Raw genomic sequence first — 20,313 nt, 5'->3', positions numbered from 1 at the left:
GGTCATGGCGGTCGGTCAAACAGCACAGAAGAAACCCGATCCCTGCTCCTTCGTGATTTTCGGCGTGACCGGCGACCTCGCGCACCGGCTGGTCGTCCCTGCCCTTTATAACCTCGCAGCAGCCGATCTATTGCCGGACAAGTTCTGCGTGGTCGGTATCACGCGCGAAGGGATGTCGAGTGACGCCCTTCGCGACGATCTGATGAAAGGCCTGCGCCAGTTTGCGACCCGCCCTGTAGACGACAAGATCGCGCGGCGCCTGCTTGAATGCGTCACCTGCATCGAGGCCGACCCAAAGCGTCCAGCGTCATTCGACGCGATGAGCAAGCGGCTCGGCGAACTCGAAGCCGCGCGAAACACCGGCGGCAACCGGCTGTTTTATCTGGCAACGCCGCCCAACGCATTCCTGCCGATCAGCCGCGAGCTTGGCCGCACGGGCATGCTGGCCGAGAACGGCGCATGGCGGCGCCTGGTGGTGGAAAAGCCGTTCGGCACCGACCTCGCGTCCGCCAAGGCGCTAAACAGCGAATTGCTCAAGCTGGTCGATGAGCACGAGATCTACCGGATCGATCACTATCTCGGCAAGGAGACGGTGCAGAACATACTGGTGCTGCGCTTTGCCAACGGCATGTTCGAGCCGATCTGGAACCGCAACCACATCGACCATGTCCAGATCACGGTCAATGAACAACTCGGGGTCGGCCATCGCGGCAGCTTCTATGACCAGACCGGCGCGCTGCGTGACATGGTGCCGAACCACCTGTTTCAACTGCTGTCGCTGGTGGCGATGGAGCCGCCGATCCGCTTCGACGCGCATTCGGTGCGCACCGAAAAGGCGGATGTGCTGGCCGCGATCCAGGCCCAGACCGAGGCGGAAGCGCTGCGAAATTCGGTGCGCGGCCAGTATCTGGCCGGCCGGATCGGAGACAACGAGATTGCCGACTATCGCAGAATCGAAGATGTGGCGTCCGGCAGCGCGACAGAGACCTATGTGGCGCTGAAGCTGATCATCGACAATTGGCGCTGGGCCGGCGTTCCCTTCTATTTGCGCACCGGCAAGGCGCTCGGCGTCAAGCGCACGGAAGTCGCGATCAAGTTCAAGCAGGCTCCGTTCGCGATGTTCGACTGCACGCCGGTAGAACGACTGGCGCAGAATTACCTCGTGATCGGCGTTGCGCCGAACGAGGGAATTGCGCTGCAGTTCAACACCAAGGTGCCCGGCCCCTCGATCCTGATCGACGGCGTCGAGATGAAGTTTCACTACAAGGACTATTTCAAGGCCGAGCCCTCCACCGGCTACGAAACGCTGATCTATGACTGCATGATCGGCGACAATATCCTGTTCCAGCGCGCCGACAGCGTCGAGGCCGGCTGGAAGGCGGTGCAACCGTTCCTCGATGCCTGGAAGAAGGTTGGGGCCGAAGGCTTGCGGACCTACAAGGCCGGCAGCGAAGGTCCGGAGGACGCGAACGAACTATTGACCCGCGACGGTCGAAGCTGGCGAAAGCTCGGGTGAGCGATGGCGGAGAACGACCATCGCCGTGTGATTGCGGTTGCCGATCCGGCTGCCCTGGCCGCGGCCGCTGCTGACCGAGTGCTGGCGAGAATAGCGGCCAACGGCGGCCGCGTGGCGATTTGCCTGACCGGCGGATCGAGCCCGAAGCAGCTTTATCAGTTGCTCGCAACCGAGGCCTATCGCAGCCGGATTCCGTGGCAGCGCGTGCACTGGTTCATCGGCGACGAACGTTTCGTGCCGGCCGACGATCCACTCAACAATATGGGCATGGCGCGAAAAACCTTGCTGGACCGATGTGCGTCGGCGGCGAACATCCATCCGATTCCGACGGCGACCGCCGATCCGACCGATCCCGACCGGTGCGCCGCGCTCTACGAACAGGAGTTGCGGTCGTTCTATGGCGCAGACACGCTCGATCCGGCACGCCCGCTGTTCGATCTCGTGCTGATGGGCGCCGGCCCCGATGGCCACACCGCGTCACTATTTCCCGGCGATCCCGCGCTCGACGAGACCGCGCGCTGGGTCGTCGGCGTCCCCAAGGCGAATGTCGAACCATTCGTCCCGCGGATCACCCTCACGCTGCCCACCCTTGCCTCCTGCCGCGAAATGTTGTTCGAGGTTGCAGGCGGAGCCAAGCGCGCGATCTTGACGCGCCTGGTCGCAGGCGAGAATCTGCCTGCCAACCGCGCGCGATCCACCGGCGAGACGATCTGGCTGGTCGACCGGGACGCGCTTCCGGAGGATTTTGGTTGAGCGACAGGACTCCTTGCGCGCTGGTGGTGATGGGCGTTTCCGGCTCGGGCAAGAGCACCATCGCCGATCATCTCGCCAAACGCCTCGGCTGGCGCTACGAGGACGGCGACCGGTTTCATCCGCCGGCCAACGTGGCGAAGATGAGCGCCGGCCATCCGCTGACCGACGAAGACCGCTGGCCGTGGCTCCGCGCGATTGCCGACGAGATCGACCGCCTCGCAGCGGCCGGCGAGTGCGCCGTGATCGCCTGCTCGGCGTTGAAGCGCGCCTATCGCGACATTCTCGTGCACGGCCGCGACGATGTCCGCATCGTCTTTCTCCAGGGAACGCAGGAGCTGATCGCAGAACGGCTTGTGGCCCGCAAGGGGCATTTCATGCCATCGGGCCTGCTCGCCAGCCAGTTCAGAACGCTGGAGCCGCCGGGCGTGGACGAGCGCCCGATCAAGGTATCGATCGATGCCCCGGTCGAGGCAATCGTCGATAGCATCGTCAGTCAATTGAACCTGGTTTCCCAATGACCCGCATTGCACTCGTTGTTTCCGACGTCGACGGCACCCTGTTGACGCACGACAAGATCCTGACCGAGGGCGCCAAGGCGGCCGTGCGAAAGCTGCATGCGGCCGGTATCGGCTTCACCATCGTCTCCAGCCGGCCGACCATCGGCATGGGCTTTCTGATCGAGCCGCTTACGATCACGCTTCCCGTCGGCGCCTTCAATGGCAGTTCGATCGTCGACAACAAGCTCAAGCCGATCGAGCAGCATCTGATCGCCCCTGCCGTGGCACAGCGCAGCCTCGACGTGCTCAATGAATTCGGCGTCGATATCTGGCTGTTCAGCAACGAGCGCTGGTACACCCGCAATCCCGACGGCGAGTACGTCCCGCACGAGAAGCGGGCCATCAAGGCCGACCCGACCATCGTCGCCGACTTCACGCCGTATCTTGACGAGGCCTGCAAGATCGTCGGCGCCAGTTCGGATCCGGCCCTGCTGCAGCGTTGCGAGGCCGCGATGAAGGAGGCCGTCGGCCGAGAGGCGACCGCGGTGCGTTCCCAGACCTACTATCTCGACGTTACGCCACCCGGCCACGACAAGGGCACCTTCGTGGACGCTATGATCAGGCGGCTCGGCATTCCGCCCGCAGCGGTAGCGACCATCGGCGACATGGAGAACGACCTGCCGATGTTTGCCAGAAGCGGCGTTTCGTTTGCGATGGGCAACGCGGCCGACGGCATCAAGCAGCGCGCGACCCATGTCACCGACAGCAACGAACGCGACGGGTTTGCGGCCGCAATCGAGACGATGCTGCGGCTCGGATAGGGATTTTTTTTACGCGCTTTCTTCACGCGAACCGGCTTCCACCCCGGATCAAGCCGGGGCGGGCTTTCGCTCGAAAACGCTATGCTCCCGCCGTATCAAGCCGGCCTGAAGGATAAATCGAGGAATTGTCAAAGTCTTCCGGCGGCGAATCCGGTCCTCTCGGCAGGCACGATCGGCAAGCGCGAGCCGGTGTCCGAGCGCCGCCTCCTCCCATGAAGGCAGGTTCACCCCAGCCCGGGCCTGCCGCGGCGCAGGCGGATGCCGGCTCGCGCGACTTGCCGTAACTCAGCTCGCACGCCGTACAGATTCGTAGGGTGGGCAAAGCGAAGCATGCCCACCATTTTTCGAGCAAGACGTGAGATGGTGGGCACGGCGCTTGCGCGCCTTTGCCCACCCTACGGCCTATCCACGTCATTGCGAGCCAACGGGTCGCGCGAATGCGCGCCCGATGACAGGCTCAGCAAAGCAATCCATAGCGCCGGCACGCGGTGACATGGATTGCTTCGCCGCTTTGCTCCTCGCAATGACGGAAGGCTATTTCGATCGCTGCATGGCCGGCTTCTCGGTGGACTTCTTTGCCGCGCAGAGATTATGCGCGGTGTTGATCAGCGCGATGTGCGTCAGCGCCTGCGGGAAATTGCCGGTCTGGCGGCGGACTGCGGTATCGTACTCCTCGGCCAAAAGGCCGAGGTCGTTGGCGATCGCGACCACGCGGGCAAACAGCTCCTGCGCCTTGTCAAACTGCCCTGCCAGAACATAGGCATCCGCCAGCCACAGCGTGCAAGCAAGGAAAGCGCCTTCGGCCGGCTGTTTTTCCACTTCACGGGGATCGTGCCGCAGCACAAAACCGTCGCGCACCAGATGCTGTTCGACCGCGGCAAGCGTGCCGCGCACGCGGGGATCATCCGGCGGCAGAAAGCCGACCGACGGCAACAACAGGATGGAGGCATCGAGCATCTTCGAGCCGTAGGACTCGACGAAGGCGTTGAGCTCGGGATCAAAACCCTTGGTGCAGACGTCGCGATGAATGGCGTCGCGCAGCACCCGCCACTTCACAAGCGGCGCCTTGAAGCCGAACGTCTCGGCGCTCTTGATGCCGCGGTCGAACGCGACCCAGGTCATCACCTTGGACGAGACATAATGCTTGCCCGCGCCGCGGCGCTCCCAGATACCGTGATCGGGCTTGTCCCACTGCGCGGCAAGGTGCTGTAGCACAGCGCATTCCATCGCCCAACTGGTCTCGTCCATTTCGAGCTTGGCCACGCGCCACTGGTGAAAGGCGTCGATCAATTCGCCGTAGACGTCAAGCTGCAACTGCGCATGCGCAGCGTTGCCGACCCGCACGGGCTTTGCACCCTCATAACCGGGCAGCCATGTAGCCTCCCACTCCAAGAGGCGCCGCTGGCCCATGATGCCGTACATGATCTGCATATTGGATGGAGAACCCGCCGCTGCGCGTAACAGCCAGTGGTGCCAGGCGGAAGCCTCCTCGGTATAGCCCGAGTTCATCAGCGCCAGCAGCGTGAAGGTGGCGTCGCGCAGCCAGCAGAAGCGATAGTCCCAGTTGCGCTGTCCTCCGAGCTTCTCCGGCAGCGACGTCGTCGGCGCGGCGACGATGCCGCCGGTCGGCGCATAGGTCTGCGCCTTGAGCGTAATCAGGGAGCGCATCACGAGATCACGGTGGTCGCCCTCATAGGTGCAACGGCTGCACCATTCGGTCCAGAACGTTTCGGTGTCCTGCAGGGCGTAGGCAGGATCGATCGGCTTGGGCACGGGCAGATGCGAGGGGCCGTAGGTGAGCACGAAGGGAACGGTGTCGCCCTCGCCTACTTCGAAATCGGCGACCGTCGTCAGGTCCTCGCCGCGGGTTTCCACCGGGGTGCGCAACACCGTCATATCCTGCCCGCAGATCGCGAGCAGCGCGGATCCATCCTCGCTCTTCTTGACCCAGGGAATGTCGATGCCGAAGCCGAAGCGGATCACCAGCTGCATGTGCATCCTGACCCGCCCGCGCACGCCGCGCACCAGCCGCACCACGTCGGAGGCGTTGCCGCGCGGCGGCATGAAGTCGATCAGGTCGACCGTACCATCAGCCGTCTCGAACCGTGTCTCCAGGATCAGGGTGTCGCCCCAGTAACGGCGCGAGGTGCCGGTGACCTCCCCCGCCGGCGCGATCAGCCAGCGGCCATGCTTGTGCGTGCCGAGAACAGCCGCAAAGCAGGCATCGGAATCGAACGCCGGCCAGCACAGCCAATCGATCGACCCGTCACGGCCGACCAGCGCCGCAGTCTCGCAATCGCCGATCAGCCCATAATCTTCGATCGGGCACGGCATGATGATTCACCGTCGCAGCGGGATGGCATTTCTTCCAGATATCATCCCGCTCTACCTTCTTGCTCGTGCATGATCTCTTCAGATCGCGGCGCGTGACCGCTCGTGGGTTGCCGCCTTCAGCGCGGCGACGTCGACCGTGGACGTCATTTCCTCGATCGTCACCGGAAGCCGCCGCCGCCAGTTCGGATGCTCATTGACGGTGCCGGGAATGTTGGGCTGGTCGACCACCCCGAGCAGATCCTCCAGCGAGACCGCGAGCAGCCGTGATTTGGTTCGCGCCAGGAAATTCGCAACCGAGTAAAGATCGTTGCGGTCGATGGCGTGATGCCGCAGCACGTCATCCAGCATGGCAAGCGCGTGCCAGCGCGCCTCGTCGCTCTCGCCGGGATCGATCCCGAGCGAGCGCTTCAGCCTGAGGTCGCCGAACGCGCGCCAGCCGGCATAGGTCGAGAGATCATGGGTGTTGAAGGTGACGAGCGCGTTGGTCAAATAATGATCGATGTTGCGGAACGAGCCGTGGTCGTCGCGCTCGAACATCATCACGAGATATGACCAGATACCCCAATCAGCGATCTGGTCGCGAAACCCTTCCGGCACGGTGCCGAGGTCTTCGCCGATCACGACGCAGCGCTGGGCCATGCTTTCTTGCGCGGTCACTGCGAGCAGCGCCTCGAACGGCATCTGGACGTAGACACCGTCGCGTGCGGTAAAGCCTTGCGGCACCAGATAGAGCCGTTTCAGCCCTAGAACATGATCGAGCCGGATCGCGCCGGCATGCCGCATCGAGGCGCGCAGCATGTCGCGATACGGGGCAAACGACTGCTGCTCGAGCCCGACCGCATTGAAGCCGGCAAGGCCCCAGCTCTGGCCGGCGGTGTTGAGCGGATCGGGCGGTGCGCCGACGCCAAGATGGCGGGATATTGCGACCTGTTCGTTCCAGGCGTCGAACCCGTCGGCCTGCACGCCGACCGCGACGTCGAGATAGAGCCCGACCTTCATGCCGAGCTTTTTGGCCAGATCGTTGGCGGCGCCAAGTTGCCGGTCCGCGGTCCATTGCACGAACTCGACGAATTCGATTTCACCGGCGTCCGCGCCCTGGCGCAACGCGGCGCATCTGGCATCGTCAGGCTGCCGCCATTCTTCCGGCCATTCCCACCACGGCTTGCCGAATTTGCGCCGGAGCACCTCGAAGCAGGCAAAATGCGACAGCAACGTGCCGCGCTCGGCGCGGAATTTGTCAAAATCCTGTCGGCGCCCTGGCTTGGCGTTGGCCTTGAAGGCAGCGAAGGCGGCGCGAAGCGCGCGCCACTTCAACCCGGCGACGCCGACGTAATCGACGACATCGCCTGCCCGCAACGGCGCCAGCGCATCGCGGATTTCGGAATCGGGCTGAAATTCGGGAAGCTTTTCAACATCGATATAAAGCGCATTGAGAAACAGCCGGCTGTTCGGCGAATACGGGCTGCAATCGCCGGGACGATCGTCGAACAAAGCGTGCAACGGATTGAGGCCGACGCCATCGGCGCCGAGATGATCGGCAAGCTCGATCAGGCTGGCGAGGTCGGTGAAGTCGCCCATGCCCCAGTTGCGCGCCGAGCGGACGCTATAAAGCTGCACCGCGAGCAGCCAGCAGCGGTCGAACTCACCGCCAAACGCCCGTTCCGGCGCCGAAATCAGCGGCACGTCCTCGGTCGTCGCGGCATCCTTCACCTGCAGCCGGTAGATACCGAGCGGCAGGTCCTTGGGCCAGTCGATGGCGTGATCCGAGCTCTCGCCTTTGGCGATAACTCCCGAATCCGCAACGATTTTCCACTCCACCGGGAGCTTGGCTTTCGGGAGTTCGGTTCGCGACGGTCGCCCGGACCGCACCACCACGGGGTGACCGACCAGTGGTCCCGGCGCCTGCGGTGGCAGGGCATCCAGGATTATTTTGAGCGCAGCGGCGTCCGTCACACGGCGGTGACCCTGACCGTCCAGGAACTCGGTCTGAATCCCCAGGGCTTTGGCTTGAGCAAAAAGATCCATTCGGCACGTACTTTGCACGCAAACATCAAACCGATGTCGCGAAATTGTCCAATTACAGGAAGGAGATAGACCGTGGGTAACGCTCGGGCCCAGCAACGGTTCCGCTGGAACCAAAGCAAGCCGAGCGGCTTTCTATCTACGTCCGGAACGTCTCCCTTTCTGAAAACGAAACGGGGACGTCATTTCCATGGCAATGGCATCACCGTGAACAAAAAAGCGCAAACCGCCGAAAGCTCTCATTCCGGCGTCTCCCTCCCTATCGATGGCGCCTATCCGCTGGATAAGGACGGCAACCTGTTGCTCGAAGCAAAGGAGATGCCAGCCGCCGACACCGTGGCCGACGAGCTCTGGTACAAGGATGCGATCATCTACCAGCTCCACGTCAAGGCCTTCGCCGACAGCAACAATGACGGTATTGGCGACTTTGCCGGGCTGACCGAGAAGTTGGGATACCTGCAGGATCTTGGCGTCACCACGCTGTGGCTGCTGCCGTTCTACCCCTCGCCCGGCCGTGACGACGGCTACGACATCGCCGACTACGGCGACATCAATCCCGATTTTGGGACGATGAAGGATTTCAAGCGCTTCATCCAGGAAGCCAAGAAGCGCGGGCTGCGGGTCATCACCGAGCTCGTCATCAATCACACCTCCGATCAGCACGACTGGTTCAAGCGCGCCCGCCGCTCGGACCCGAATTCTAGCGCCCGCAACTGGTATGTCTGGAGCGATACCGACCAGAAATATCTGGGCACCCGGATCATCTTCACCGATACCGAGAAATCGAACTGGACCTGGGACCCGGAAGCCGGCCAGTTCTACTGGCACCGCTTCTTCTCGCACCAACCGGATCTCAATTTCGACAATCCGCGCGTGGTCAGCGCGCTGGTGCAGGTGATGAAACGCTGGCTCGATACCGGCGTCGACGGTTTCCGTCTCGACGCCATTCCCTATCTCTGCGAGCGCGACGGCACCAACAACGAGAACCTCCCGGAGACGCATACCATCATCAAGCGGCTGCGCGGTGAACTCGATGCCTATGCAAAAGGCAAGGTGCTGCTGGCCGAGGCCAACCAATGGCCGGAGGACGTGCAGGAATATTTCGGCCGCGGCGACGAATGCCACATGGCCTATCACTTCCCGCTGATGCCGCGCATCTACATGGCGATCGCGCAGGAAGACCGTTTCCCGATCACCGACATCCTGCGCCAGACGCCGGATATTCCAGGCAACTGCCAATGGGCGCTGTTCCTGCGCAACCATGACGAGCTGACGCTGGAGATGGTCACCGACGTCGAGCGCGATTACCTGTGGTCGACCTACGCCAACGATCCTCGCGCCCGCATCAATGTCGGCATCCGCCGGCGGCTGGCGCCGCTGATGGACAATGACCGGCGCAAGATCGAGCTGATGAACTCGCTGTTGTTCTCCTTCCCGGGCACGCCGATCATTTATTACGGCGACGAGATCGGCATGGGCGACAACATCTATCTCGGCGACCGCAACGGCGTCCGCACGCCGATGCAATGGACGCCGGACCGCAATGGCGGTTTCTCCCGCGCCGACCCCGCGCGGCTCTACGCGCCGACCATCATGGACCCGGTCTATGGCTATGAATCGGTCAATGTCGAGGCGCAGTCGCGCAGCCTCTCCTCGCTGCTCTCCGCCACCAAGCGGCTGATCGCGGTCCGCAAGTCGACGCTGGCCTTCGGCCGAGGCACCATGACCTTCATTCGCCCGGAGAACCGCGCGGTGCTGTGCTATGTGCGCCAGTATCAGGACCAGGTCATTCTCTGCGTCGCCAACCTGTCGCGGTCGGCGCAAGCGACCGAACTCGACCTTTCCGCCTTCAAGGACCGCATCCCGCTGGAAATGCTCGGCCGCACGCGCTTCCCGGCGATCGGCGAGCTGCCCTACATGATCACGCTCGCGCCTTACGGCTTCTACTGGTTCGAACTGCAGGAGCGCGACAAATCGGCGCCGGTGCCGCAGCGCGCAGTGCCCGAGTTCGAAACGCTGGTGGTGCCATTGAACGCGACCTGGGTGTCGCTGGCGCGCGAACGCGGCGTGTTCGAGCGCGACGTGCTCCCGGGACATCTGGCGCGCAGCCGCTGGTACCCGGAACGGTCGGAGAAAGCGATCCGTCCGGCGCTGACGTCGGCTATACCGTTCTGCGACATCGGTGACAACCGGCCGTGGCTCGCCTTCTTCGAGACCACGGAGCGCGGCATCACGACGCGCTACGTGCTGCCGATGCAGATCGAATGGGTACGCTTCGACCGCGAGCGCTACAATCCGCATGCGCTGGCCGCCGTCCGGCAAGGCGCCCGCGAGGGTACCTTGCTCGACGTCGCCACCGACCAGATCTTCATCTCGCTGTTCTTGCGCAACCTGCAGCAATCGCTGACGGTCGACGAGAGCGAACAGGGCCTGCAACTCGAATTCCGTCCGACCGGCCGCTTCGGCGACAAGCCGATCCGGCAGCCCGAGCACATCCGCATGGTCGAGTCCGATCTTCCTCGCAGCACCGCGCTGGTAGACAACGATTACGTCGTCAAGATCTACCGGACGCTTCAGGCCGGCCCCAATCCCGAGATCGAGATGGGGCGCTTCCTCACCGACGTCGCCCATTTTGCCAACACGCCCGTGCTGCTCGGCAGCGCCGAATTGGTTGAGGGCAACGAGAAGAGCGCGGTCGGCGTCGTTCACGCCTTCGTTGCCAATCAGGGCGACCTCTGGACCGTGAGTGCCGCCTATCTCGATCGGTTCGTCGAGGAGCAGCGGCTGCTGACGGAAAGCATCCACCCCGGCGAGCGCGAGGAAGAAATCCCCTATCTGCGTTACATCGCGCAGGCCGGACGGCGCGTCGCCGAGCTGCATGTCGCGCTCGCCAGCAATAGCGAGCTGGCCGAATTCGCGCCGGAGCCGACCGGCCGCGACGACGTGCAGCGCTGGATCGACGATTTGGCGCTCTGCGCCGGACGCGTCTTCGATCTGCTCAGGCAGCGGCGCGAAACGCTGAAGGACGCCGCCGACCGGGCGCTGGCCGACCAGGTGCTGGCGTTGCAGCCGGCCCTGCGCGATCGCCTTGAAACGATGCTGCCGCGCGAGTTCGACGCCGCCAACATCCGCTGCCATGGCGACCTCAATCTCAGCCAGTTGCTGATCGTCAAGGACGACATCTTCATCGTCGACTTCGAAGGCACGCCGCGGCGCACGATTGCCGAACGGCGGCGCAAGGTGCCCGCGGCGCGCGATGTCGCCAGCCTGATCCGCTCGATCGATTATTCGGCAACGGCCGCCCTTGAGCGCGCGCTCAAAGTAGCCCACGATGAGCATGGCAAGCTCGGTGCGGCGCTTGGCGAGTGGCGCGACCGGGCAACCGTCGCATTTTTCGCCGCCTACAGCGAGGCCATGACCGATCAACGGTTGTGGCCGAACGATTCAAGAACTGCCGAGGCCATATTGAACTTCTTCCTGCTCGAGAAGGCTTTGAACGAAATCGAACACGAGTTGTTGTATCGACCGGACTGGCTACGCATGCCCCTGACCGGAATCATCCGAACGTTGTCGCAACCACCATTCGAGGCCGCATGACCAAGCTATCCGCCGAGGCTTATGCGATCATCGAAGGCAAGCATTCCGATCCGTTCCGCTATCTAGGTCTGCACAGCGAGGGCGGCCGCAGCGTGGTGCGCGCGTTCCTGCCCGAAGCTTCCAATGTGGAGGCGATCGGCGAGCACGGCGAGACCGCGCCGCTGCAACGAATTCACGATGCCGGACTGTTCGCGGGCGCGCTGCCGAACGGGTCGAAGCGTTACCAGCTCCGCGCCCGCTTCGGCGAAAACGTCGTCGATCTCGACGATCCCTACCGCTTCCCGCCCGTGCTCAGCGACTTCGATCTCTACCTGCTGGGCGAAGGCACCCACCGGCGGATCTACGACAAGCTCGGCGCACATCCGATGCGGCTGGATGGCGTCGAGGGCGTCGCCTTCGTGGTGCTGGCGCCGAACGCCAAGGGCGTCAGCGTGGTCGGCGATTTCAATTTCTGGAATAACCGGCGGCATCCGATGCGGGTGCGCGGCGTCGGCTATTGGGAATTGTTCGTGCCCCATGCCCGCGCCGGCGACCGCTACAAGTTCGACATCACAGACTCGGACGGGCGGCGCCTGCCGCTGAAATCCGATCCGGTGGCGTTTGCGGCAGAGATCCGGCCGTCGACGGCCTCGATCGTCGTCGACGAAAGCAAAATTCCGCATCCACGCTCCGCGCCATCGGGCATCAACGCACTGGAGGCGCCGATCTCGATCTACGAGGTGCATCTCGGCTCGTGGCGGCGCAAGAACGGCAACGAATGGCTGAGCTATCGCGATCTCGCCGAACAGCTTCCAGCCTATGCGAAGGATATGGGCTTTACCCATATCGAGTTCCTGCCCGTCAGCGAACATCCGTTCGACGGCTCATGGGGCTACCAGCCGACCGGCCTGTACGCGCCGACCAGCCGGTTCGGCACGCCGGAAGATTTTTCCGCCCTCGTCGATGCCTGCCATCGCGAGGGGCTGGGCGTATGGCTCGATTGGGTGCCCGGACATTTTCCCGACGATCCGCATGGGCTCGGCTATTTCGATGGTACCGCGCTCTACGAGCATGCCAATCCGATGCAGGGCCGCCACCTCGACTGGGGCACGCTGATTTACAATTACGGCCGCACCGAAGTGGTCAACTTCCTGGTTTCCAACGCGCTGTTCTGGCTCGATCGCTACGGCGTCGACGGCCTGCGCGTCGATGCCGTCGCCTCGATGCTTTACCTCGATTACAGCCGCCCCGCCGGCGAGTGGATTCCGAACCGGCATGGCGGCCGGGAAAACCTCGAAGCCATCGAATTCCTGCGTCGCTTCAACATCGAACTGTTCGGGCATTTTCCGGAAGCCACCACGGCTGCAGAGGAATCCACCGCATGGCCCCAGGTCTCGCAGCCGGTCGAATATGGCGGGCTCGGCTTCGGCTTCAAGTGGAACATGGGCTGGATGCACGACACGCTGAAATATATCGGCAAGGATCCGGTGTACCGGAAGCACCATCACGGCGACGTGCTGTTCGGCCTGCATTATGCGTTTTCCGAGAATTTCATTCTGCCGCTGTCGCATGACGAAGTCGTGCACGGCAAACGCTCGATCCTCGGCCGCATGCCGGGCGACCAGTGGCAGCGGTTTGCCAATTTGCGTGCCTATTACAGCTTCATGTTCGGCCATCCCGGCAAGAAGCTCCTGTTCATGGGCTGCGAGTTCGGCCAGGAGCGCGAGTGGAACCACGATCAATCGCTGGACTGGCACCTGTTGGGGCAACATCGGCACGCCGGCATCCAGAACCTGATCCGCGATCTCAACCGGCTCTATCGCGCCGTGCCGGCGCTGCACGAGATGGACTGCAACCAGGCGGGATTCGAATGGGTCATCACCCATGATTCCGGCAACAACGTCTTTGCCTGGCTGCGCAAGGGTTTCGACGCGCGTGCACGCTGTCTGGTGGTCGTCAACTTCTCGCCGAACGTCTATCAGAATTACCGCGTCCGGGTGCCGTTCGCCGGCAAGTGGAAGGAAGTGCTCAATTCCGACGCCGCGCATTATGGCGGCAGCAATGTCGGCAATGTCGGCGAAGTCCACACCCTGGATGGCAGCATTCCCGAGCTCAGCCTCACCATTCCGCCACTGGCTGCGATATTTCTCGTACCGGAAAGCTGACGCATGCGATTGTCCGCGGGAAGCCCCGCCCGCTTAGGTGCAAGCTGGGACGGAAGGGGCACCAACTTTGCGTTGTTCTCGGCCAATGCCGAGAAGGTCGAGCTTTGCCTGTTCGACGCCCAGGGCCGCCGCGAACTCGAGCGGATCGAACTGCCCGAGCGCAACGAGGACGTCTGGCACGGCTATCTCAACGACGTCTCGCCCGGGCAGCTCTACGGCTATCGCGTCCACGGCGCTTACGCGCCCGAGCGCGGGCATCGCTTCAATGCCAACAAGCTCTTGCTCGATCCCTATGCCAAGCGGCTCGCCGGCCGCCTGGTGTGGAGCGACGCGCATTTCGGCTATCGCACGGGGAGCGCGCGCGAGGATCTTTCCTTCGACCGCCGTGACAATGCGCGCGGCATGCCTAAGGCAGTCGTGGTCGACGAGACCTTCAACTGGGGCCGCCGCGAGATAAGGCCGAACATCGCCTGGGAAGACACCATCATCTACGAGGCCCACGTCAAGGGCCTGACGCAAAAGCGCGACGACGTGGCGCCGGCCTGGCGCGGTACCTATGGCGGACTGTGCTCGCCGGCGATGATCGACCATCTCAAGCGGCTCGGCGTCACCACCATCGAACTGTTGCCGATCCACGGACTGATCGACGACCGGGTGCTGGTGGAACGGAAGCTGGCGAATTACTGGGGCTACAACACGCTGGCGTTCTTCGCGCCGGAGCCGCGCTATGCGCAGGACAACGCACTCGACGCGTTCCGCACCACGGTGGCGCGGCTGCACGACGCCGGCATCGAGGTGATGCTCGACGTGGTCTACAATCACACCGCCGAGGGCAATCATCTCGGCCCAACGCTGTGCTTCCGCGGCATCGACAACGCGTCCTATTACTGGCTCAATAAAGAGCATCCGCGCTACTACGACGATTTCACCGGCTGCGGCAGCTCGGTCAACCTCACCCATCCGCGCGTGCTGCAGATGGTGATGGATTCGCTGCGCTATTGGGTCGAGGTCTGCCACGTCGATGGCTTCCGCTTCGATCTCGCCACCACGCTGGCGCGCGGGCCGAACGGCTTTGATCGCAATTCCGGCTTCCTCACGGCCGTGCGGCAGGACCCGGTGCTGGCCACCGTCAAGCTCGTCGCCGAACCGTGGGATCTTGGCCTCGGCGGCTATCAGGTCGGCGCGTTTCCCTCACAATGGTCGGAATGGAACGATCGCTATCGCGGCGCGATGCGGCGTTACTGGAGCGGCGAAGGCAGCCTGATCGGCGAAATATCGCGCCGCATGACCGCCTCGTCCGACCTGTTTCATCACGACAACCGCGCGACGCGCGCCAGCATCAATCACATCACCGTCCACGACGGTTTCACGCTGGCGGACCTGTTCAGCTACAACGAGAAGCACAACGAAGCCAACGGCGAGGACAATCGCGACGGCTCCAACGACAACAACAGCAACAATTGCGGCTATGAGGGCCCGACCACCGACGTCGCGATAACGGCGCTGCGCCGGCAGCTCCGCAAGAACCAGCTCGCCTGCCTGTTCCTCGCGCAAGGGACGCCCTTGCTGCTGGCCGGCGACGAAGTCGGCAATTCGCAGAACGGCAACAACAACGCCTATTGCCAGGACAATGAGATCGGCTGGGTCAATTGGGACAATCTCGGCAAGCCGGGCGACGACCTCACCGATTTCGTCGGTCATATGACGGCGTTGCGCCGGCGCTTCCCGCAACTGCGCTACCAGCGCTGGCTTTCCGGGCGGCGCAAAGATGGCTCCTACGGCGTGCTGTGGCTGACACCGGCGGCCGAGGAAATGCAGGAATCCGACTGGAATTTTCCGGAAGGACGATTCCTCGCCTACGTGCTGGGGCCCTTGGAACAAGGCCAGGCGCCGATCTTTATCGTGCTGAACGCCGCGCCCGAAGAGATCGCTTTCAAATTTCCGCAGATGTCCGAAACCAAAAACTGGCAGCAGGTGCTGAACACGACCGAAACCGTCCAGAGTTTTGCCGAATTCGCTTCCGGCACTGAAACCAACGCGCCGCCGCGGTCGGTGCTTGCCTTTGCAGGCGCGGCATGAATGACCGGCAGTTCGGCCCGTTTCTGACAAATTACGGCACGCGGTTTCGGCTGTGGGCGCCGGCGGCGAAACGCGTCGAGGTGATGCTCGAGCAACCTCACTTGATGCGGCGTGGCGAGGACGGCTGGTTCACCGCCGACATTGCCGGCGTCAAGGCCGGCGCGCGCTACAAATTCCGCATCGATGACGAGATTGACGTGCCGGATCCGGCATCTGAGTTTCAACCGGATGACGTCTTTGGCCCGAGCGAAGTCATCGATCATGCGGCCTATCCGTGGCGAGCTGCGAACTGGCACGGGCGGCCGTGGCAGGAGGCTGTCATCGTCGAGGCCCATGTCGGGACCTTCACCAAAGAAGGCAGCTATCGCGCGATGATCGACCGGCTCGATCATCTCGTCGAGACCGGCATCACCGCGCTGGAATTGATGCCGCTGGCGGATTTCGCCGGGTCTCGCAACTGGGGCTATGACGGCGTGTTGTGGTATGCGCCCGACAGCGCCTATGGGCGGCCCGAAGATCTCAAGGCACTGATCGACGCTGCGCATCAGCGCGGGCTGATGGTGATGCTCGACGTCGTCTACAACCATTTCGGCCCCGAAGGAAATTATCTCGGCCGCTATGCCCCTTCCTTCTTCACGGACGCGCACACGCCGTGGGGCAGCGCGATCGATTATCGCGTGGCGCCCGTACGCGCCTTTGCGATCGAGAATGCACTGCACTGGCTGCGCGACTATCGCTTCGACGGGCTGCGGCTCGATGCCGTCAATTCCATCGTCGAGCCCGGCGGGTTGTCGCTGCTGCATGATATCAGCGCCGCCGCCGGCAAACTCGCTGCGGAAACCGGCCGGCACATTCATCTCGTGCTGGAGAACGGCGACAACCGCGCCAGCATCCTGGATGCTTCGGAAGATCCGCCGCGCGGAAAGTATCGCGCGCAGTGGAACGACGATTATCACCACGCCTGGCGCGTGCTGATGACCGGCGAGAAACAGGGCTATTACGCCGACTATCAGCGCTCGCCGAGGACGGACATCGCCCGTGCGCTGTCGTCCGGTTTCGTCTATCAGGGAGAGATGTCGGCGTTCCGGCGCGGCAAGCGCGGCGAGCCGAGCGGCCATCTGGCGCCGACGGCCTTCATCAACTTCGTGCAGAACCACGACCAGATCGGCAATCGGGCACTCGGCGACCGGCTCGAAGGCAACGCGGACCCGCGGATGATCGAAGCGGCGCTTTCGGTGCTGCTGATCGCACCTCACATTCCCATGCTGTTCATGGGCGAGGAGTGGGGCTCAACGGTCCCCTTCCCGTTCTTCTGTGATTTCGGCGGCGAGCTCGCCGACGCGGTCCGGAAGGGCCGCCGCGTCGAATTGGTGTGGGCCTACGCGGAATATGGCGACGAAGTCCCCGACGCGCTTGCCGCATCGACCCGCGATTCCGCCGTCCTCGACTGGGACGGCCGCAACGCGCCGGCCGGGCGGAAACGCTTGACCATGGTGCGAGAACTGTTGCGGATTCGGCGGCAGGAGATCGTGCCGCGTCTGGCCGGCGCGGCCTTCGGGAAGGCTGAGGCGGCAGGCAACGGGCTACTGACGGCCGAGTGGCGCATGGGCGACGGCACGGCGCTTCGCCTTGCCGCCAACCTGTCGGACCAGACCATCAGCCATGCGTCCGCTGAGACCAGGGGAACCCTGATCTGGGGCAGCGAGTTGGGCGACAGCGTCCCGGCATGGACGGTGCTCTGGCGCATCGGATAGGACAATGCCTCCGGCGATCCCGATCGCGACCTACCGCCTGCAATTGTCGGCGGATTTCGATTTCGACGCGGCTGCTTCCCTGGTGCCTTACCTGAAGGCGCTTGGCATCACCCATTTCTATGCCTCGCCCTTCATGCGCGCCCGCAAGGGCAGCACGCATGGCTACGACGTCACCGACCACGCCCGCTTCAATCCCGAACTCGGCGGCGAAGCCGGCTTCGAACGGCTGAGCGCGGTGCTGCAGCAACACGATCTCGGGCTGATCCTCGACTTCGTGCCCAACCATGTCGGCGTGCATTTTGACGACAATCCCTGGTGGCTCGACGTGCTGGAGTGGGGTCCCGCCTCACCACACGCCGTATCCTTCGACATCGACTGGGAGCAGTTGCCTTACCGCGCCCGCGGCGGCGTGCTGCTGCCGATCATCGGCTCGTCGTATGGCCAAGCGTTGGAAAGCGGCGAGATCGAGCTGCGCTACGACGCTGGCGAAGGCAGTTTCTCGGCCTGGTATTTCGAGCACCGGCTGCCGATTGCGCCGGAACGTTACGGCGAAATCCTGCGGATGATCCTCAAGGAAGCGGATGCGGAAGAAAGCGCGTCCGGCAAGGCCATGCTTGCACTGGCCCTCCGCTACCAGGGGCCGCGGCGTCCCAACCGCAAGGAAGCGCCTGGCTTCAAGGCCGAACTGAAGGGCATTGCGGGAGCCGCCGAGATCATCGCACGCGGGCTTTCGGCCTATCGCGCCGGCCCCGATCGCGGCGCCGCGACGCAGGCGCTGCATCATCTGCTCGAACGCCAGCACTACAAGCTCGGCCACTGGCGGCTCGCTTCCAGCGACATCAATTACCGGCGCTTCTTCGACATCAATACGCTGGCTGGCCTGCGCGTCGAGGACCCCGGCACGTTCGAGGCGATCCATCGCCTGGTCAAACGATTGATTGCCGAGGGAAAGCTGCAGGGGCTCCGCCTCGACCATATCGACGGCCTGCGTGACCCCGTGCAGTATTTTCAGCGCCTGCGCCGGCTGGTTCGCGAGGCCCATGGCGGGCAGACCCGGCCGTTCTACGTGGTGATCGAGAAGATTCTCGGCGAGCATGAGAAGCTGCCGTCCTTCTCCGGGGTTCACGGCACCACCGGCTATGAATGGATGAACACGATCACCCAGGTGCTGATCGACGGAAGCGGCCTGGAGCCGCTTGACGAGATCTGGCGGCAGATCAGCAACCAGTCGCCAAAACTCGAACCGATCCTGCGGGAAGCAAAACGCCGGGTATTGGAAACGCTGCTGACCAGCGAGTTCACGGTGCTGACGCGGCTGTTGGCGCGGATTGCCAGCGGACATTACTCCACCCGCGACTACTCCGCTGACAGCCTGCGGCAGGCGCTCGAACTCTACGTGCTGCACTTTCCGGTCTATCGTACCTATCTGGCGCCGTCGGGCCCATCCGCCCATGATCGCCAGTTGATATCAGGCGCGATCGAACGGGCGCGCGCCGACTGGTTTGCCGCCGACGACGGCATCTTCGACTTTCTCCGCGACACCCTGACGATGGATCTGATCAACCCCGAACGGGCGCACCACAGCGCACCGCGCGTCAGGCGCTTCGCATTGAAGGTGCAGCAGTTCACCGGCCCGATGATGGCGAAGTCGCTGGAGGACACGACGTTCTATCGCTACCACCGCCTGCTGGCCCTCAATGAGGTCGGTGGCGACCCAGCGGCAAAGGCGCTTTCGGCCGACGAATTTCACGACATGATGCGGACCCGCGCCAGGGAGTGGCCGCACGGGATGACGGCGACCGCGACGCATGACACCAAGCGCGGCGAGGATGCGCGGGCGCGGATCATGGCGCTGGCCGAAATCCCCGGCGAATGGACCAGCACGGTGGCGCGATGGAAGCTGCTCAACGCGCCGCATCTTCTGGTCGACGGCGAGTTGCGCGCGCCGTCGGCGACGTCAGAATACATGCTCTATCAGGCATTGCTGGGGGCGTGGCAGCCGGACGACACCTCCTTTCCGGAGCGGATGCAGGAATATGCGCTGAAAGCGGCGCGCGAGGGTAAGCAGGAAACGAGCTGGCTCAATCCTCACGCTGCCTATGAGGACGGCTTAAAAGGCTTCATCGCAAAAATTCTCGATCCATCGCTTTCGGACGAGTTTCTGAGCTCCCTTCAATCGCTTGCACGGCGATTGTCGCTGCTGGGTGCGCTGAATTCGCTCAGCCAGATCACGCTGAAAGCTGCGATGCCGGGCGTACCGGACTTCTATCAGGGCACCGAGCTATGGGATTTTTCACTGGTCGATCCCGACAACCGGCGGCCGGTCGACTTTGCCGAACGCGCAGGCCGGCTCGGCGCACTGGAGAAATGGGATTGGGATCGGCTGACGCAGAGTTGGCCGAACGGGCACCTGAAGCTGGCTTGGACACGGCATCTGCTCACGTTGCGGACTGAACTCGCCGACGTATTCACGGACGGTGAGTACGAGCCCTTGGAAGTGGGCGGGCCGCATCGCGACCATTTTGTTGCTTTCGCCCGGCGGCGAGGCCGCGAAGCCGCGATTACCGTCGCGACTCGATGGTTTGCGCCGTTTACCGACGGCGGCAGACATTGGCCGGGACCGGAGAATTACGACGCCGCGCTTGATGTCGGCGGCTATGCGGTGGAAGGTTTTGCCGATGCCGATGCTGCGCAATTGCGTCTGTCAGACCTGCTGACGCATCTGCCCGTCGCCGTGTTGAAAGCCAGGTTTACCGGCGCCGCGAAGCCGTCCCCACGGCCCCGCCGCGGCTAGTG

At 63.5% G+C, this 20,313-nt stretch carries 11 protein-coding genes; 9 read left to right on the top strand and 2 right to left on the bottom strand.

Translation table 11 applies throughout. From position 1 onward, the window contains the following. The first annotated feature begins 4 nt into the window (after nt 1-4). The 4 genes from zwf to ACH79_RS18450 are packed head-to-tail and all read left to right on the top strand — an operon-like array spanning nt 5 to nt 3,587. Nucleotides 5-1,516, top strand: a complete 1,512-nt coding sequence (gene zwf / locus ACH79_RS18465) for a glucose-6-phosphate dehydrogenase (RefSeq protein ID WP_161852268.1) — start codon at nt 5-7, stop codon at nt 1,514-1,516. 3 nt (nt 1,517-1,519) lie between these two features. Next, nucleotides 1,520-2,269: a 6-phosphogluconolactonase gene (gene pgl / locus ACH79_RS18460; RefSeq protein ID WP_161852267.1), complete on the top strand. Its 750-nt coding sequence runs from the start codon at nt 1,520-1,522 to the stop codon at nt 2,267-2,269. Nucleotides 2,270-2,298: 29 nt separating this feature from the next. Next, the gene (locus ACH79_RS18455) at nt 2,299-2,787 is read left to right on the top strand and encodes a gluconokinase (RefSeq protein WP_161856433.1); all 489 of its coding nucleotides are present in this window, start codon (nt 2,299-2,301) and stop codon (nt 2,785-2,787) included. Next, a complete protein-coding gene (locus ACH79_RS18450; RefSeq protein ID WP_161852266.1) occupies nt 2,784-3,587 on the top strand; it encodes a Cof-type HAD-IIB family hydrolase in 804 nt (267 codons plus the stop codon). The genes ACH79_RS18455 and ACH79_RS18450 overlap by 4 nt, the downstream gene beginning before the upstream one ends. 534 nt (nt 3,588-4,121) lie before the next feature. Here ACH79_RS18450 and ACH79_RS18445 read toward each other — a convergent pair. Together ACH79_RS18445 and malQ are read right to left on the bottom strand one after the other, a co-directional pair. Further along, nucleotides 4,122-5,921 carry a glycoside hydrolase family 15 protein gene (locus ACH79_RS18445; protein ID WP_161852265.1) on the bottom strand — a complete coding sequence of 600 codons (1,800 nt, stop codon included), beginning with the start codon at nt 5,919-5,921 and terminating at the stop codon, nt 4,122-4,124. A 78-nt stretch (nt 5,922-5,999) separates the two neighbouring features. Next, entirely contained in the window at nt 6,000-7,946 is a 1,947-nt protein-coding gene (gene malQ, locus ACH79_RS18440; protein WP_161852264.1) for a 4-alpha-glucanotransferase, read from the bottom strand. A gap of 315 nt (nt 7,947-8,261) precedes the next feature. On the opposite strand from malQ, the gene treS reads away from it, so the two are divergent. Genes treS through treY form a run of 5 tightly spaced genes read left to right on the top strand, consistent with a single transcriptional unit; the run spans nt 8,262 to nt 20,311 of the window. Further along, nucleotides 8,262-11,540 carry a maltose alpha-D-glucosyltransferase gene (gene treS / locus ACH79_RS18435; protein WP_161856432.1) on the top strand — a complete coding sequence of 1,093 codons (3,279 nt, stop codon included), beginning with the start codon at nt 8,262-8,264 and terminating at the stop codon, nt 11,538-11,540. After that, nucleotides 11,537-13,684: a 1,4-alpha-glucan branching protein GlgB gene (gene glgB, locus ACH79_RS18430; RefSeq protein WP_161852263.1), complete on the top strand. Its 2,148-nt coding sequence runs from the start codon at nt 11,537-11,539 to the stop codon at nt 13,682-13,684. The genes treS and glgB overlap by 4 nt, the downstream gene beginning before the upstream one ends. Before the next feature lie 3 nt (nt 13,685-13,687). Beyond that, a complete protein-coding gene (gene glgX / locus ACH79_RS18425) occupies nt 13,688-15,763 on the top strand; it encodes a glycogen debranching protein GlgX (RefSeq protein WP_161852262.1) in 2,076 nt (691 codons plus the stop codon). Beyond that, nucleotides 15,760-17,517, top strand: a complete 1,758-nt coding sequence (gene treZ / locus ACH79_RS18420; protein ID WP_161852261.1) for a malto-oligosyltrehalose trehalohydrolase — start codon at nt 15,760-15,762, stop codon at nt 17,515-17,517. Before glgX ends, treZ begins: the two co-directional genes overlap by 4 nt. 4 nt (nt 17,518-17,521) lie before the next feature. Next, nucleotides 17,522-20,311 (top strand): malto-oligosyltrehalose synthase, encoded by a 2,790-nt coding sequence (gene treY, locus ACH79_RS18415; protein ID WP_161852260.1) that lies wholly within the window; start codon nt 17,522-17,524, stop codon nt 20,309-20,311. The last annotated feature ends 2 nt before the right edge of the window (nt 20,312-20,313 follow it).

It is taken from the genome of Bradyrhizobium sp. CCBAU 051011 (genome assembly GCF_009930815.1).
Taxonomy (GTDB): domain Bacteria; phylum Pseudomonadota; class Alphaproteobacteria; order Rhizobiales; family Xanthobacteraceae; genus Bradyrhizobium.
This window is presented reverse-complemented; position numbering and strand designations above follow the sequence as displayed.

Excerpts from the sequence above, each read along its gene's own strand:
- treS (WP_161856432.1), top strand. The coding sequence starts at position 8,262 with ATGCCAGCCGCCGACACCGTGGCCGACGAGCTCTGGTACAAGGATGCG.
- glgX (WP_161852262.1), top strand. The coding sequence starts at position 13,688 with ATGCGATTGTCCGCGGGAAGCCCCGCCCGCTTAGGTGCAAGCTGGGAC.
- ACH79_RS18445 (WP_161852265.1), bottom strand. The coding sequence starts at position 5,921 with ATGCCGTGCCCGATCGAAGATTATGGGCTGATCGGCGATTGCGAGACT.
- pgl (WP_161852267.1), top strand. The coding sequence starts at position 1,520 with ATGGCGGAGAACGACCATCGCCGTGTGATTGCGGTTGCCGATCCGGCT.
- zwf (WP_161852268.1), top strand. The coding sequence starts at position 5 with ATGGCGGTCGGTCAAACAGCACAGAAGAAACCCGATCCCTGCTCCTTC.
- ACH79_RS18455 (WP_161856433.1), top strand. The coding sequence starts at position 2,299 with ATGGGCGTTTCCGGCTCGGGCAAGAGCACCATCGCCGATCATCTCGCC.
- malQ (WP_161852264.1), bottom strand. The coding sequence starts at position 7,946 with ATGGATCTTTTTGCTCAAGCCAAAGCCCTGGGGATTCAGACCGAGTTC.
- ACH79_RS18450 (WP_161852266.1), top strand. The coding sequence starts at position 2,784 with ATGACCCGCATTGCACTCGTTGTTTCCGACGTCGACGGCACCCTGTTG.
- treZ (WP_161852261.1), top strand. The coding sequence starts at position 15,760 with ATGAATGACCGGCAGTTCGGCCCGTTTCTGACAAATTACGGCACGCGG.
- treY (WP_161852260.1), top strand. The coding sequence starts at position 17,522 with ATGCCTCCGGCGATCCCGATCGCGACCTACCGCCTGCAATTGTCGGCG.
- glgB (WP_161852263.1), top strand. The coding sequence starts at position 11,537 with ATGACCAAGCTATCCGCCGAGGCTTATGCGATCATCGAAGGCAAGCAT.